Source organism: Streptomyces sp. NPDC002958, from assembly GCF_055563255.1.
Window position 1 is genome coordinate 144,565 of the sequence record NZ_JBVHDS010000006.1, and the last position, 12,393, is coordinate 156,957.

The window sequence follows — 12,393 nt, forward strand, 5'->3', positions numbered from 1 at the left end:
TAGGGAAAGCGGCTACCGCTGGACCCCACGCGTGCGGCAGGATCCTGGAATGGAGCGCGATGTACGGCTGTTGCCCAAGGCCCACCTGCACTTGCATTTCACCGGGTCGATGCGGCCCACGACCCTGCTCGAACTCGCCGACAAGTACGGCGTGCACCTGCCGGAGGCCCTGACCGGCGGCGAGCCGCCCAGGCTGCGGGCCACGGACGAGCGCGGATGGTTCCGCTTCCAGCGGCTCTACGACATCGCCCGGTCCTGTCTGAGGGCCCCCGAGGACATCCAGCGGCTGGTGCGCGAGACGGCCCAGGAGGATGTCGCGGACGGCTCCGGCTGGCTGGAGATCCAGGTCGACCCCACCTCGTACGCCCCGCTGCTCGGCGGGCTGATCCCGGCGATCGAGATCATCCTGGATGCGGTCGACAGCGCGTCGCGCGAGACAGGTCTGCCGATACGGGTGGTGATCGCGGCGAACCGGATGAAGCATCCGCTGGACGCCCGGACACTGGCCCGGCTCGCGGTGCGGTACGTGGACCGGGGTGTCGTCGGGTTCGGGCTCTCCAACGACGAGCGCCGCGGGATGGCCCGGGACTTCGACCGGGCCTTCGCCATCGCCCGCGACGGCGGTCTGCTGGCGGCCCCGCACGGCGGCGAGCTGGCGGGCCCTTCGAGCGTGCGGGACTGTCTGGACGATCTCGACGCGGCCCGGATCGGGCACGGCGTACGGGCCGCCGAGGACCCCCGACTGCTGCGCAGGCTGGCGGAGCGCGGGGTGACCTGCGAGGTGTGCCCGGCGTCGAACGTGGCGCTGGGCGTCTACGAGAAGCCCGCGGACGTGCCCCTGCGCACACTGTTCGAGGCCGGGGTACCGATGGCGCTGGGTGCGGACGATCCGCTGCTCTTCGGCTCCCGGCTGGCAGCGCAGTACGACTTCGTAAGGCGCCACCACGCGTTCACGGACGAGGAGCTGGCCGAACTGGCCCGGCAGTCGGTACGCGGCTCCGCGGCCCCGGCCGCGGTACGGACGGGGCTCCTGGCCGGCATCGACGACTGGCTGTCGAAGCCGACGAGCCAGGGCTCCGACTCACCCGGCCGCCGGCCCGGCCCGGCCTACGCCCCGATCCCGCGTATCAGCGCCCTGGCCACGGACGCGGCGAACTCGTCGAGGGACCGCGGCGGCGCTCCGCCCTCCGTGGCCTCGTAGACGAACGCCCGCCGCGCGCAGGCTCCCGGGAGCAGCGACGCGGCCGCGTAGGTGTCCGCGTCTGCCCGCCAACCCGGTCGGCGGCCTGTTCGGAGCGCAGATGCGCGTCAACGCCGCGGATGGGTATGTGTGGGCCGGTGCCCAGCTCCCTCATAGCCGCGTTGTGGCGCTCCTTGAGCCCGGGCTCGGCGTAGCCCGCGGACGATCCGCTGCTCGACCGGCTGGTTCTGAAGGCGGTCGGCGCGATCCTCAGGGGGGTCTACGCGGACCTGACGTTGGTGGAGGCCGGCCGGCCCGGAGTGCGACGGACTGGATGTCCGTACGGCCGCCGAAGCTCACCAACGGGCCGCTGACGGGGACGTACCGGAAGGTCTACGGCAGCGATCCGCGCAGCGGCCGGTCCCCTCACGGGCCGATGTGGCGCACGCGATGCCGACGCTGATCGACGATCCGGCCGCGGGGAAGCAGGGCATGGGCGTGGCTTCTGATGCGCCTTCTACAGGCTCACGCCGACCGTCACGGGTTCGTTGACGAGCGTGACGCCGAAGGCCGCGTGGACCCCGGCGACGACCTCACGGGCGAGCGCGAGAAGGTCCTCGGTGGTCGCGCCACCGCGGTTGGTCAGCGCGAGGGTGTGCTTGGTGGAGATACGGGCCGGTCCGGTGCCGTATCCCTTGGTGAAGCCGGCCCTGTCGATGAGCCAGGCCGCGGAGGTCTTGATGCGTCCCCCGCCTGCGGGGAAGGCGGGGGGCGTCACCTCGGGACCGAGCCGGTCCTTGGCGCGGGCGAGGAAGGCCTCGTACTCCGCCTCCTCCAGGATCGGGTTGGTGAAGAAAGAGCCGGCCGACCAGGAGTCGTGGTCCCTCGGATCCAGCACCATGCCCTTGCCGGCGCGGAGCCTGAGCACCGTGTCGCGGGCGGCCGCGGCGGGCACGCGCTCGCCCTGTTCGACGCCCATGGCGCGGGCCGTTTCGGGGTACTTCAGGGGCGCGGACAGGCCACCCGCCTCTTCCAGCTCAAAGCGGACACGCAGCACCACGAAGCGGTCGGGTTCGGCCTTGAAGCGGCTGTGCCGGTACGAGAACGCGCACTCGGCGTTCGGGATGGTGACCGTTTCGCGGGTGCACCGGTCGTAGGCGACGACCTCCGTGATGGTGGAGGACACCTCCTGACCGTAGGCGCCGACGTTCTGGATCGGCGTCGCACCTGCGGAGCCGGGGATTCCGGCCAGACACTCGATGCCCGCGAGACCGGCTTCGACAGTGCGGGCGACGGCGTCCGTCCAGACCTCCCCGGCGGCCAGTTCCAGCGTCGTACCGTCCAGGGCGAAGCCCTCGGTCGCGATGCGCAGGGCGGTGCCGTCGAAGCCCTTGTCTCCGATGACGAGGTTGCTGCCGCCGCCGATGACGAGGAGCGGGGTGCCGCTCTCGTCGGCCTCGCGCACGGCTTCGATCACCTCGGCGTCCGTCGTCGCCGTGAGGAGGCGGGCGGCGGGGCCGCCGAGCCGGAAGGTGGTCAGGGGGGCGAGGGGGGCGTCGTGGAGTTCCTGCACGGGGACAAGAGTACGGTCCGTGACCCCACCGCTCGGGCGGGGCCGCCGACCGTACGCGCGAAGCCGTGGCTCAGCTTGAGATTTGACCTCGCCATTCGAACACGGCTCTCTGCCGTGCCGACTGGGCGTTTTCACCCGATTCGACCCCGTCGCGGGCGCGTTGATCGCGCCTGAAAGCACCGGTCAGACGTGTTCGAATCTGCTGGGTTGAACAACAAGCTGAGAGCCTGTCGGGTGACCTCCGACCGGGCTGCCACGAAGACGCGCCGCTCGGCCGCCCCGGACTCCGGGGCCGGGGCCGCAGCAGCGGCCCGGGATCAGCAGGGCGACGAGGTCGGCCGGCGCCACCACACCGGCACCAGCCCGTCGAGCAGCGTGTCGGGGCGCCCGCATATGTGCGGCGCATCGGGGCACCACGCATGCGTAAGGGGCACCACCCCATGGACAGTGCCCCTTACGCCACGCTCAACGGTCTCAGCCGAGCTGCACCACGGCGCGGGACATGCCCAGTACCTTCTTGCCCTCGCTCACGGCCGCCAGGTCCACCCGCACCTGCTTGTCGTCCAGCAGAGCGGCCACCTTGGCGCTGACCTCGATCAGGGCGCCCTTGTCGTCGTTCGGCACGACGACCGGCTTGGTGAACCGCACCCCGTACTCAACGACCGCACCCGGGTCACCGGCCCAGTCCGTGACCACCCGGATCGCCTCGGCCATGGTGAACATGCCGTGCGCGATCACATCCGGCAGTCCGACCTCGCGGGCGAACTTCTCGTTCCAGTGGATCGGGTTGAAGTCGCCGGAAGCACCCGCGTACTGCACCAGCGTCGCCCGGGTCACGGGGAAGGACTGCGCCGGCAGCTCCGTCCCGACCTCGACCGACTCGTAAGCCACCTTCGCCGTCATCACGCCTCCTCGGCGGCGCGCGCCACCAGCTTCGTCCACGCAGTCACGACGTGCGCGCCGGACTCGTCGTGGACCTCGCCACGGATGTCCAGGATGTCGTTGCCCGCCAAGGACTTGATGCCCTCGATCGTCGAGGTGACCGTCAGCCGGTCCCCCGCCCGCACCGGGCGCACATAGGTGAATTTCTGGTCACCATGCACCACACGGCTGTAGTCCAGGCCCAGCTGCGGGTCCTGCACCACCTCCCCCGCGGCCTTGAAGGTGATCGAGAAGACGAACGTCGGCGGCGCGATCACATCGCTGTGGCCGAGCGCCTTGGCGGCCTCGGGATCGACGTACACCGGATTGGTGTCGCCCACCGCCTCGGCGAACTCGCGAATCTTCTCCCTGCCGACCTCGTACGGCGGGGTGGGCGGATAGGTCCGCCCCACGAAGGACTGGTCGAGCGCCATGAGCTCGCTACCTCCTGATGAAAGATGAAAAGGCCGAAGGACAGCCCCCATACAACGACACGAGGCCGCCCCCAGTGGGGACGGCCTCGTGTACGAGCCTGTTTCAGCGCGTTTCGCGGTGTGCAGTGTGCGAGTTGCAGCGCGGGCAGTGCTTCTTCATCTCAAGACGGTCCGGGTTGTTACGCCGGTTCTTCTTGGTGATGTAGTTCCGCTCCTTGCACTCCACGCAGGCCAGCGTGATCTTCGGGCGGACGTCGGTGGCAGCCACGTGAGTGCTCCTTGGACGGACGGATGAACGGATGAACGCAAAAAAGAGTAGCCGATCGAAGGACCGACCCCACAATCGGCTACCGTAAGTAGCGGTGACCGGACTTGAACCGGTGACACAGCGATTATGAGCCGCTTGCTCTACCGACTGAGCTACACCGCTTTGATGACGAGTCCCCCCGCCGAAGCGGGGTTTCCCGATCACCAGAGCCCCAATGCGGAATCGAACCGCAGACCTTCTCCTTACCATGGAGACGCTCTACCGACTGAGCTATTGGGGCGAGCGATGAAGACATTACACGGTTGGTCGCCGATCGCCCAAATCCGTTTCGGAGCCCGTCCGGCGCCCGCGATCGACACCTCACCGATCCTTCGATCTGCCGCCTTCCGGCCACCCCTCAGCCGCTTGAGCAGCGCCTCGGCCCCCATGGGCCGCTGCGACTCCCGCCGCACACAGGTGCCCCTGATACCTCTCAGGGCCACACCGGTACGACTATTTCGCTCCTCCTCGAACCGGACCGAACGCGCCCCTAGGCTCGACTCACTCTGCGTGATCTTGTACCCCTTCCCAGGAGCGCGATGCCCGACAGCCAGCCCCGGCAGCCGGACGACCACGCCGCCGACGCGGCCGATGCGACCAGCAGCCCCGACACCGCCGCCGCCGAGACCGGCACCCTGGTGCTCGGCGGCGCCCGTCTCACCGACGGCCGCATCGTGGACGTACGGCTCGGCGGCGGCCGCATCGAGGCCGTCGGCACCGCGGGCAGCCTCACCACACCTGGTCCGCGGGTGGACCTGCGCGGCTATCTGCTGCTCCCCGCCTCCGCCGAACCCCACGCCCACAGCGACACCGCGCTCACCGCCGGCGGTGCGGGCCCCGACACCCCGGGACCCGTGTCGCACCGCCCCGCGGACATCCAGCGCCGCGCCACCGAGGCCGCACTGCTGCAACTCGGCCACGGCGCCACCGCCCTGCGCGCGCATGTCCGGATCGGGGACGTCCAGGGCCTCACCTCCCTCGAAGCCGTACTGCAGGCACGCCGTTCGCTGCGTGGACTCGCCGAACTGACCCCCGTCGCCGTGCCCCGGCTCCTCACCGGCGTCGCGGGCGCCGACAACCTGGCCATGCTGCGCGAGGCGGTGAAGATGGGGGCCGGCGCGGTCGGCGGCTGCCCCGACCTCGACCCGGACCCGGCGGGGTACGCGGAGGCCGTCCTGGAGATCGCCGCCGAACAGAGCTGCCCCGTTGACCTGCACACCGACGGTGGCGATCCGGCCCGGCTCGGCCGACTGGCCGCCATGGCCGGCGGGCTGCGGCCCGGCGTCTCCATCGGCCCGTGCGCCGGCCTCTCCCGGCTCCCCCCTCAGGCCGCGGCCCGCGCCGCCGACCAGCTCGCCGCGGCCGGGGTGACGGTGATCTGCCTCCCCCAGGGCGGCTGCTGCGGGGTGGAGGGCCGGGGCGCCGCCCCCGTACGGCTGCTGCGTGCGGCCGGAGTACGGGTCGCGGCGGGCAGCGGAGCGCTGCGGGACGTCGCGAACCCTGTGGGCCGCGGGGATCCCCTGGAGGCCGCCTACCTGCTGGCCTCGCAGAGCGGGATGCGGGCCGACGAGGCGTACGAGGCGGTCTCCTCGGTCGCACGCAAGGCGATGGGGCTGCCCGAGGTCCGGGTCGAGGCGGGCTTCCCGGCCGAGCTGCTCGCCGTACGCGGGGAGCAGCTCTCGGGCGTGCTGTCGCTCGCCTACAGCCGGATCGTGGTGCATCGCGGCCGGGTGGTGACGCGGACGAGCGCGGTGCGCGAGTACTGCGACTCGGAGACCGTCGTCGCCCTCGGTCTGCCCCGCCAGGGCCGGCCGGATTCCGGTTCCTGCGGCGGGCCCTGAGCGCGGCGGCCCGCTGCGGCGTACGGTCGTGACCATGCGCATTGTCATCGCAGGTGGACATGGTCAGATCGCGCTGCGGCTGGAGCGGCTGCTTGCCGCGCGCGGGGACGAGGCCGTAGGCGTCATCCGTAATCCGGAACAGAGCGAGGACCTCCGGGCGGCAGGCGCCGAACCGGTCGTCCTGGATCTCGAATCGGCCTCCGTGGACGGGGTGGCGGAGGTGCTGCGCGGCGCCGACGCGGCGGTCTTCGCGGCCGGTGCGGGCCCGAACAGCGGCCCGGAACGCAAGGAGACGGTGGATCGCGGCGCGGCGGTGCTGTTCGCGGACGCGGCTGAACGGGCGGGCGTACGGCGCTATGTCGTGGTCTCGTCGATGGGCGCCGACCCCGACCACCCGGGCGACGAGGTCTTCGACGCCTACCTGCGGGCGAAGGGCGCCGCGGATGCGTACGTGCGCTCCAGGACCGCACTCGACTGGACGATCCTGCGCCCCGGAATGCTGACGAACGACGCGGGCACGGGGATGGTCCTGCTGACCGCCTCGACCGGCCGCGGACCGGTGCCGCGCGACGATGTGGCGGCGGCGCTGCTGGAGCTGCTGGAGACCCCTGCGACGGCGGGGCTGACCCTGGAACTGATCTCGGGGAGCATGCCGGTGGCGGTCGCTGTGAAGGACATCGCCGGAAACTGAGCCGTACATCGCAGGGGCTGTCCGACCTGCTGACACCGAGGCGGACCGCCCCGGTGTCAGCAGGTCGGCGCCGGGCGGACCGTGATGCCGTGGCGCTCCAGTAGGGCGGCGGTGACGCCGTCGCCCTCGCGGAGCTCGCCCGTGAACGTGCCGTCATAGACCGTGCCGCGCCCGCAGGAAGGGCTGCGCGCCATCAGCAGCGCCTCGGAGCACCCGGCCCCGCACGCGGCCTCCAGCGCCCGCCGGGCGCCGTCCACGAACTCCTCCGTCACGTCGCGCCCGGTGTCGTCGACGACGCGGGCGCGGCCGTCCAGCACGTCGTGGCCGTCGCCGCCGACGATCTCGGCGGGACGGCGCGGGGTGGGCAGTCCGGCAGCGACCTCGGGGCAGAAGGCGACAGGGCGGCGGTCCCCGATGGCCTCGGCCACTGCGGCAAAGGCCTTGTCGCGGCCGTCGAAGCGGCAGGGCACACCGTGCAGACAGGCGCTGACCAGCACAGGTTCCATGTTCACGACCCTCACAGCGGAAACAGAGCTCGCAGCAGCAACAAAGAAGGCCCCTGTCCTAGGACAGGGGCCTTGCCATGTGGCGGCGCCAGGGTTCGAACCTGGGTAGGCTGAGCCGGCAGATTTACAGTCTGCTCCCTTTGGCCACTCGGGCACACCGCCAGGGATTGCTGCCGTGAGAACCGCTTTTCGGCGGTGCTCCGTGGCAACGACGTAAACGATACCCGATGCCCGGGGGTGCTACGCCACTGGATTGATCAGCGGCCCGATCGGGCATGGGTGGCTAGGCTTTGATCGGCGGAGCGGGGCCGGCAGGCCTGCCGCCACCCGTACGCACCCTGTTTCCCAGCACCCCCGATACAAGGAGCCACACGTCATGGCCGACTCCAGTTTCGACATCGTCTCGAAGGTCGAGCGGCAGGAGGTCGACAACGCCCTCAACCAGGCCGCCAAGGAAATCTCGCAGCGTTACGACTTCAAGGGCACCGGCGCCTCGATCTCCTGGTCCGGCGAGAAGATCCTTATGGAGGCGAACGGCGAGGAGCGGGTCAAGGCGATCCTCGACATCTTCCAGTCCAAGCTGATCAAGCGCGGCATCTCGCTGAAGTCGCTGGACGCGGGCGAGCCGCAGCTGTCCGGCAAGGAGTACAAGATCTTCGCCACGATCGAGGAGGGCATCTCCCAGGAGAACGCCAAGAAGGTGGCGAAGATCATTCGCGATGAGGGCCCCAAGGGCGTCAAGGCGCAGGTCCAGGGCGATGAGCTGCGGGTCAGCTCGAAGAGCCGGGACGACCTGCAGGCCGTGCAGGCGCTGCTGAAGGGCCAGGACTTCGACTTCGCCGTGCAGTTCGTGAATTACCGATAGGGAACCAGCCGGTCTCCGGCAGATCTCCGGCAGATCTCCGGCAAGTCTTGCGCCTTCCGGGCGCGGGGTGGCGCTGAGCGGGATGCGCCGCTCCGCTCCGCGCACGGGATGCGATGTCCGAATACCGCCGGTCGCGGCGGAGCGGGGGAAGCAGACTTGTCCATGTCGGACGACGATCGGATCGATTTCCGGCAGGACGGGCAAGGAGAGGGACGGGTCATGACCATGTACGCAACGGTCGACAGCCCGCTGGGTGAACTGCTGCTGGTCGGCGAGGCGGCCTCCGGCGCCGAAGCCGCCGGAGGGGTCGCGCTCGCCTCGCTCTCACTGCCCGGTCAGAAGGGCGCCGCGGTCGTCCAGGACGGGTGGGTCCACGCGCCGGAGGCCTTCGCGGAGATCGCCGCACAGCTGCGGGAGTACTTCGAGGGCCGGCTGACCCGCTTCGACATCGTGTACGCGGACGGTCGGGGCACCGACTTCCAGCGGCGGGTGTGGGCGGCGCTGGACACCGTCCCGTACGGGGAGACCGTGTCGTACGGGCAGATCGCCGAACGGATCGGCGCGCCCGGGGCGGGCGTGCGGGCCGTGGGCACGGCGATCGGGCGCAATCCTCTGCTGGTCGTGCGGCCGTGCCATCGCGTGATCGGCGCGGACGGGGCCTTGCGGGGTTACGCGGGCGGCCTGGAGCGCAAGGAACAGCTTCTGGGGCTGGAAGGCGCCCTGGCGGTGCGCTGACATGTCCGGGCTCTTTCCGCGGCCGCGCGCCGTCGTCGCGCCGGGGGCCGTGCATGTGCCCGATTGGCTGCCGCCGGAGCGCCAACGGGAGTTGGTGGCGGCCTGCCGGGAATGGGCGCGGGGGCCTGTGCCCCTGCGGCACACGGTGCTGCCGGGTGGCGGGGTGATGTCCGTACAGACGGTCTGTCTGGGGTGGCACTGGCAGCCATACCGGTATTCGCGTACGGCTGACGATGTGAATGGTGCGCGGGTCGCCGAATTTCCCGACTGGCTGGCGGAGTTGGGGCGGGAGGCGCTGGCCGAGGCGTACGGGGACAAGAGCCCGGTCCGGACGTACGCACCGGACACCGCCCTCATCAACTTCTATGACGGTGCGGCGCGGATGGGCATGCACCAGGACAAGGAGGAACGGTCCGGCGCTCCGGTGGTGTCACTCAGCATCGGCGACACCTGTGTCTTCCGCTTCGGGAACACGGAGAACCGCGGAAAACCCTACACGGATGTGGAGTTGGCCTCCGGCGACCTGTTCGTCTTCGGCGGGCCTTCACGCTTTGCGTTCCACGGTGTCCCGAAGGTCTGCCCGGGCACGGCCGATGCTGCTACGGGGATGAGCCGTGGCCGGCTCAATCTGACCCTGCGCGAGACCGGGCTGGGCGCCCCGGGTTGACGGGCGTCAGCGACGTTCGCGGGAGTTGCCGAAGAGCAGCCGGTAGACGATCAGCAGGACCAGCGAACCTCCGATGGCCGCGACCCACGTGGCTGTGTCGTAGAAGTCGTTGGAGATCGGGCGGTCGAGGAAGCGCGACGACATCCAGCCGCCGAGGAAGGCGCCGATGACCCCGATGAGGGTGGTGCCGACCAGGCCGCCCGGATCGCGGCCCGGGAGCAGGACCTTGGCTATGGCCCCGGCAAGCAGGCCGAGAATGATCCAACCAATGATGCTCATGCGTACGAACCTACCCGTCACCCGGTTTTGGAATCCAAGACGTCCGTGCCGGTCGGGGGGTTGCAGTGCGCCGCACGCGAACGGGTCGTACCCCGCTCGCTCATGGGTCATGTACGAGCGTTGAAATCCGGCCAGGGCGCCATCTCGACCCCATCGTCCTCGGACTCCTCGGCGTACCACGCGGTGCCGTCCAGCCAGCTGCTCAGCCACTGGGCGAGGTCGGGCTGATCCACGTACCAGGCGTGCTCCGGCTCGTCGGCGTTCGGCTCGAAGAGCAGGACCGTGGTGTGTTCGCTGCGGCAGTCCACACAGGAGTACATCCCGCAGCCCAGGCTGCATATCGGCAGTACGCCCTCCGGCCACGGCCACCCGCCCTCCTCGGTCACGGTCCGGCGGTGGGCGAGGTACTGCGCGACGACGGACTCCTCCCCGTCCGGGGCCCGGTCGCCGATCAGCGGCATCAGGCCGTACTCCGGTCCGAAGCCGCCGTTGGCGATCCGGGTGTACAAGGCGGTGAGCAGCGGCGGCAGGGTGAAGCCGAGGGCGGCTTCGGCGCGCACAACGCCCTCGGCGGGCAGGGGGGCCGGGAGGGGGTACGTGCCCCAGCGCGGGGCGGTGTGCGCGGTCTTCTCCGCGGCTGCCAGCAACTGCTCGGTCCGCTCGGTGTCGTTCATGGGTTCATGGTGGACGACGGCACTGACAATCGGGCCGGACCTCTCCGGTTCCGGCTCCTCGTCTCCGGGATCGATACTGGCTGTGAACAGCCCTGACGGACGAACCTTGCGGAAGGCTTGATTATGAAGCTCGTCCAGCTGATCCTGAACGTCCTGTGGGTGGTGTTCTGTGGGTTCTGGATGGCCCTCGGGTACCTGGTCGCCGCAATCATCTGCTTCCTTCTGATCGTGACGATTCCGTTCGGCATCGCGTCCCTGAGAATCGCCGGCTATGTGCTGTGGCCATTCGGGCGGACCACTGTGGAGCGGCCCGACGCGGGTGCGCCCTCGTGCGCCGGTAACGTGATCTGGCTCGTCTTCGCCGGGTGGTGGCTCGCGCTGGGGCATCTGATCACGAGCATTCCGCTGTTCGTGTCGATCATCGGAATCCCCTTCGGCTGGGCGAACCTGAAGATGATCCCCATCTCGCTCATGCCGCTGGGCCGAGAGGTGGTCCCGTCCGACGAAGCGTTCGGCGCCCGCTAGGAGAACGGCGGAGCCGTACGGACCGCGCATATGAGCACGGCCTCCGGCCGGTTCGCCTGGTCAAAGGCCGTTCATCTGCTGCGAGTGCGGGACCTGACCCACGGCCACATCGCTGCCCCGACGGTTCTCACGACTGCTTGCCGTTGTCTCTCACGACTGCTTGCCATTGTCCTCGCGTCCCGCCAAGAACTCGTCCAGCAGCCCGAACAGCACCTTGGCCGCAGGCTCTCCTGAGGCTTAGGTTCAATGGCCCCGCGGGGGAGAACGACGAGTACGCGCTGAGGGGCGTCCGCGAGGATTTTCCTCACGGACGATGACCTGCCATCTGCTCCAGTCGGGCGATGCGCTCCGCCATCGGCGGGTGCGTCGAGAACATCTTGGACATGCCCTTTCCGGGCCCGAAGGGATTCGCGATCATCATGTGGCTCGCGGTCTCGATCCTCGGCTCGGGGGGCAGAGGGAGCTGTTTCGTGCCCGCGTCGAGCTTCCGCAGGGCGTCGGCGAGAGCCAGCGGGTCGCCGGTCAGCTGGGCGCCCGAGGCGTCCGCCTCGTATTCGCGGGAGCGGCTCACGGCCAGCTGGATCACGGAGGCGGCGAGCGGTCCGAGAATCATGATCAGCAGCATGCCGAGGATGCCGGGTCCCTTGCCCTCGTTGGACCGGCCCCCCGGGATCAGCCAAGCGAAGTTGACCAAGAACATGACGACGGAGGCGAGTGCTCCGGCGACGGACGAGATCAGGATGTCGCGGTTGTAGACATGGCTCAACTCGTGGCCGAGGACGCCACGCAGCTCCCGCTCGTCCAGGATCCGCAGGATGCCCTCGGTGCAGCAGACCGCCGCGTTGCGCGGGTTGCGGCCGGTGGCGAAGGCGTTGGGAGCCTGCGTCGGCGAGATGTAGAGCCGGGGCATGGGCTGGCGGGCCGCAGTGGAGAGCTCGCGGACCATGCGGTAGAGCTGTGGCGCCTCGAATTCGCTGACGGGGCGGGCTCGCATGGCCCTGAGAGCCAGCTTGTCGCTGTTCCAGTACGCGTAGACGTTGGTGCCGACGGCTACGAGGAGCGCGACGATCAGGCCTGTACGTCCGAAAAAGCTTCCGATGACGATGATGAGTGCGGACAGGCCCCCGAGGAGTACGGCGGTTCTCAGCCCGTTGTGCCGGCGGTGCACGGTACGCCCTCCAAGTGGTCCAGCAGG

At 69.9% G+C, this 12,393-nt stretch carries 14 protein-coding genes, 3 tRNA genes and 3 pseudogenes; 8 read left to right on the forward strand and 12 right to left on the reverse strand.

What is annotated here, in order from left to right; translation table 11 throughout:
* Positions 1-49 precede the first annotated feature (49 nt).
* Positions 50-1,069 (forward strand): annotated as a pseudogene (locus ACZ3IC_RS13410) (adenosine deaminase); the annotation flags it as partial.
* Positions 1,070-1,107: 38 nt separating this feature from the next.
* On the opposite strand, the pseudogene ACZ3IC_RS13415 reads toward ACZ3IC_RS13410, so the two are convergent.
* Positions 1,108-1,394 (reverse strand): annotated as a pseudogene (locus tag ACZ3IC_RS13415) (TetR/AcrR family transcriptional regulator); the annotation flags it as partial.
* A 1-nt stretch (position 1,395) separates the two neighbouring features.
* Here ACZ3IC_RS13415 and ACZ3IC_RS13420 point away from each other — a divergent pair.
* A pseudogene (locus tag ACZ3IC_RS13420) lies at positions 1,396-1,732 on the forward strand (NAD(P)H-binding protein); the annotation flags it as partial.
* Here the strand turns inward: ACZ3IC_RS13420 and ACZ3IC_RS13425 are convergent.
* The 6 genes from ACZ3IC_RS13425 to ACZ3IC_RS13450 form a co-directional block, all read right to left on the reverse strand.
* Complete coding sequence (locus ACZ3IC_RS13425) at positions 1,698-2,753, reverse strand: UDP-N-acetylmuramate dehydrogenase (protein ID WP_467415653.1); 1,056 nt, start codon at positions 2,751-2,753, stop codon at positions 1,698-1,700. The pseudogene ACZ3IC_RS13420 and the gene ACZ3IC_RS13425 overlap by 35 nt on opposite strands.
* A 474-nt stretch (positions 2,754-3,227) precedes the next feature.
* On the reverse strand, positions 3,228-3,656 hold the full coding sequence (locus ACZ3IC_RS13430; RefSeq protein ID WP_467415654.1) for a MaoC family dehydratase: 429 nt from the start codon (positions 3,654-3,656) through the stop codon (positions 3,228-3,230).
* The gene (locus tag ACZ3IC_RS13435) at positions 3,656-4,108 is read right to left on the reverse strand and encodes an FAS1-like dehydratase domain-containing protein (RefSeq protein ID WP_467415655.1); all 453 of its coding nucleotides are present in this window, start codon (positions 4,106-4,108) and stop codon (positions 3,656-3,658) included. The genes ACZ3IC_RS13430 and ACZ3IC_RS13435 overlap by 1 nt, the downstream gene beginning before the upstream one ends.
* A gap of 103 nt (positions 4,109-4,211) precedes the next feature.
* Entirely contained in the window at positions 4,212-4,376 is a 165-nt protein-coding gene (rpmG, locus tag ACZ3IC_RS13440) for a 50S ribosomal protein L33 (RefSeq protein ID WP_003956487.1), read from the reverse strand.
* Positions 4,377-4,465: 89 nt separating this feature from the next.
* Positions 4,466-4,538: transfer RNA gene (locus ACZ3IC_RS13445), tRNA-Met, on the reverse strand.
* Positions 4,539-4,583: 45 nt separating this feature from the next.
* Positions 4,584-4,656 (reverse strand) — tRNA-Thr (locus ACZ3IC_RS13450).
* A gap of 298 nt (positions 4,657-4,954) precedes the next feature.
* Between ACZ3IC_RS13450 and ACZ3IC_RS13455 the strand changes: the two genes are divergently transcribed.
* Both ACZ3IC_RS13455 and ACZ3IC_RS13460 read left to right on the forward strand, forming a co-directional pair.
* Positions 4,955-6,256 carry an amidohydrolase family protein gene (locus ACZ3IC_RS13455; protein WP_467415657.1) on the forward strand — a complete coding sequence of 434 codons (1,302 nt, stop codon included), beginning with the start codon at positions 4,955-4,957 and terminating at the stop codon, positions 6,254-6,256.
* Positions 6,257-6,290: 34 nt separating this feature from the next.
* Entirely contained in the window at positions 6,291-6,947 is a 657-nt protein-coding gene (locus ACZ3IC_RS13460; RefSeq protein WP_467415659.1) for an SDR family oxidoreductase, read from the forward strand.
* Between the two features lie 56 nt (positions 6,948-7,003).
* Here ACZ3IC_RS13460 and ACZ3IC_RS13465 read toward each other — a convergent pair whose 3' ends face one another.
* The gene (locus ACZ3IC_RS13465; protein WP_467415661.1) at positions 7,004-7,453 is read right to left on the reverse strand and encodes a 2-thiouracil desulfurase family protein; all 450 of its coding nucleotides are present in this window, start codon (positions 7,451-7,453) and stop codon (positions 7,004-7,006) included.
* 80 nt (positions 7,454-7,533) lie between these two features.
* Positions 7,534-7,615 (reverse strand) — tRNA-Tyr (locus ACZ3IC_RS13470).
* Between the two features lie 214 nt (positions 7,616-7,829).
* Between ACZ3IC_RS13470 and ACZ3IC_RS13475 the strand changes: the two genes are divergently transcribed.
* From ACZ3IC_RS13475 to ACZ3IC_RS13485, 3 genes are all read left to right on the forward strand, one after another.
* On the forward strand, positions 7,830-8,318 hold the full coding sequence (locus ACZ3IC_RS13475; protein ID WP_030926258.1) for a YajQ family cyclic di-GMP-binding protein: 489 nt from the start codon (positions 7,830-7,832) through the stop codon (positions 8,316-8,318).
* Positions 8,319-8,537: 219 nt separating this feature from the next.
* Complete coding sequence (locus ACZ3IC_RS13480; protein WP_467415664.1) at positions 8,538-9,053, forward strand: methylated-DNA--[protein]-cysteine S-methyltransferase; 516 nt, start codon at positions 8,538-8,540, stop codon at positions 9,051-9,053.
* 1 nt (position 9,054) lies between these two features.
* On the forward strand, positions 9,055-9,720 hold the full coding sequence (locus ACZ3IC_RS13485; protein WP_467415666.1) for an alpha-ketoglutarate-dependent dioxygenase AlkB family protein: 666 nt from the start codon (positions 9,055-9,057) through the stop codon (positions 9,718-9,720).
* 6 nt (positions 9,721-9,726) lie between these two features.
* Here the strand turns inward: ACZ3IC_RS13485 and ACZ3IC_RS13490 are convergent, their stop codons facing one another.
* Positions 9,727-9,999, reverse strand: a complete 273-nt coding sequence (locus ACZ3IC_RS13490) for a GlsB/YeaQ/YmgE family stress response membrane protein (RefSeq protein ID WP_467415669.1) — start codon at positions 9,997-9,999, stop codon at positions 9,727-9,729.
* 107 nt (positions 10,000-10,106) lie between these two features.
* Positions 10,107-10,673: an SMI1/KNR4 family protein gene (locus tag ACZ3IC_RS13495; RefSeq protein WP_467415670.1), complete on the reverse strand. Its 567-nt coding sequence runs from the start codon at positions 10,671-10,673 to the stop codon at positions 10,107-10,109.
* 123 nt (positions 10,674-10,796) lie between these two features.
* Here ACZ3IC_RS13495 and ACZ3IC_RS13500 point away from each other — a divergent pair, with 123 nt between their 5' ends.
* Positions 10,797-11,198: a YccF domain-containing protein gene (locus ACZ3IC_RS13500; RefSeq protein WP_467415671.1), complete on the forward strand. Its 402-nt coding sequence runs from the start codon at positions 10,797-10,799 to the stop codon at positions 11,196-11,198.
* Between the two features lie 304 nt (positions 11,199-11,502).
* Here the strand turns inward: ACZ3IC_RS13500 and htpX are convergent, their stop codons facing one another.
* Positions 11,503-12,366: a zinc metalloprotease HtpX gene (gene htpX / locus ACZ3IC_RS13505; protein WP_467415674.1), complete on the reverse strand. Its 864-nt coding sequence runs from the start codon at positions 12,364-12,366 to the stop codon at positions 11,503-11,505.
* Positions 12,367-12,393 lie beyond the last annotated feature (27 nt).

Excerpts from the sequence above, each read along its gene's own strand:
- ACZ3IC_RS13430 (WP_467415654.1), bottom strand. The coding sequence starts at position 3,656 with ATGACGGCGAAGGTGGCTTACGAGTCGGTCGAGGTCGGGACGGAGCTG.
- ACZ3IC_RS13435 (WP_467415655.1), bottom strand. The coding sequence starts at position 4,108 with ATGGCGCTCGACCAGTCCTTCGTGGGGCGGACCTATCCGCCCACCCCG.
- ACZ3IC_RS13455 (WP_467415657.1), top strand. The coding sequence starts at position 4,955 with ATGCCCGACAGCCAGCCCCGGCAGCCGGACGACCACGCCGCCGACGCG.
- ACZ3IC_RS13460 (WP_467415659.1), top strand. The coding sequence starts at position 6,291 with ATGCGCATTGTCATCGCAGGTGGACATGGTCAGATCGCGCTGCGGCTG.
- ACZ3IC_RS13465 (WP_467415661.1), bottom strand. The coding sequence starts at position 7,453 with ATGGAACCTGTGCTGGTCAGCGCCTGTCTGCACGGTGTGCCCTGCCGC.
- ACZ3IC_RS13475 (WP_030926258.1), top strand. The coding sequence starts at position 7,830 with ATGGCCGACTCCAGTTTCGACATCGTCTCGAAGGTCGAGCGGCAGGAG.
- ACZ3IC_RS13480 (WP_467415664.1), top strand. The coding sequence starts at position 8,538 with ATGACCATGTACGCAACGGTCGACAGCCCGCTGGGTGAACTGCTGCTG.
- ACZ3IC_RS13485 (WP_467415666.1), top strand. The coding sequence starts at position 9,055 with ATGTCCGGGCTCTTTCCGCGGCCGCGCGCCGTCGTCGCGCCGGGGGCC.
- ACZ3IC_RS13490 (WP_467415669.1), bottom strand. The coding sequence starts at position 9,999 with ATGAGCATCATTGGTTGGATCATTCTCGGCCTGCTTGCCGGGGCCATA.
- ACZ3IC_RS13495 (WP_467415670.1), bottom strand. The coding sequence starts at position 10,673 with ATGAACGACACCGAGCGGACCGAGCAGTTGCTGGCAGCCGCGGAGAAG.
- ACZ3IC_RS13500 (WP_467415671.1), top strand. The coding sequence starts at position 10,797 with ATGAAGCTCGTCCAGCTGATCCTGAACGTCCTGTGGGTGGTGTTCTGT.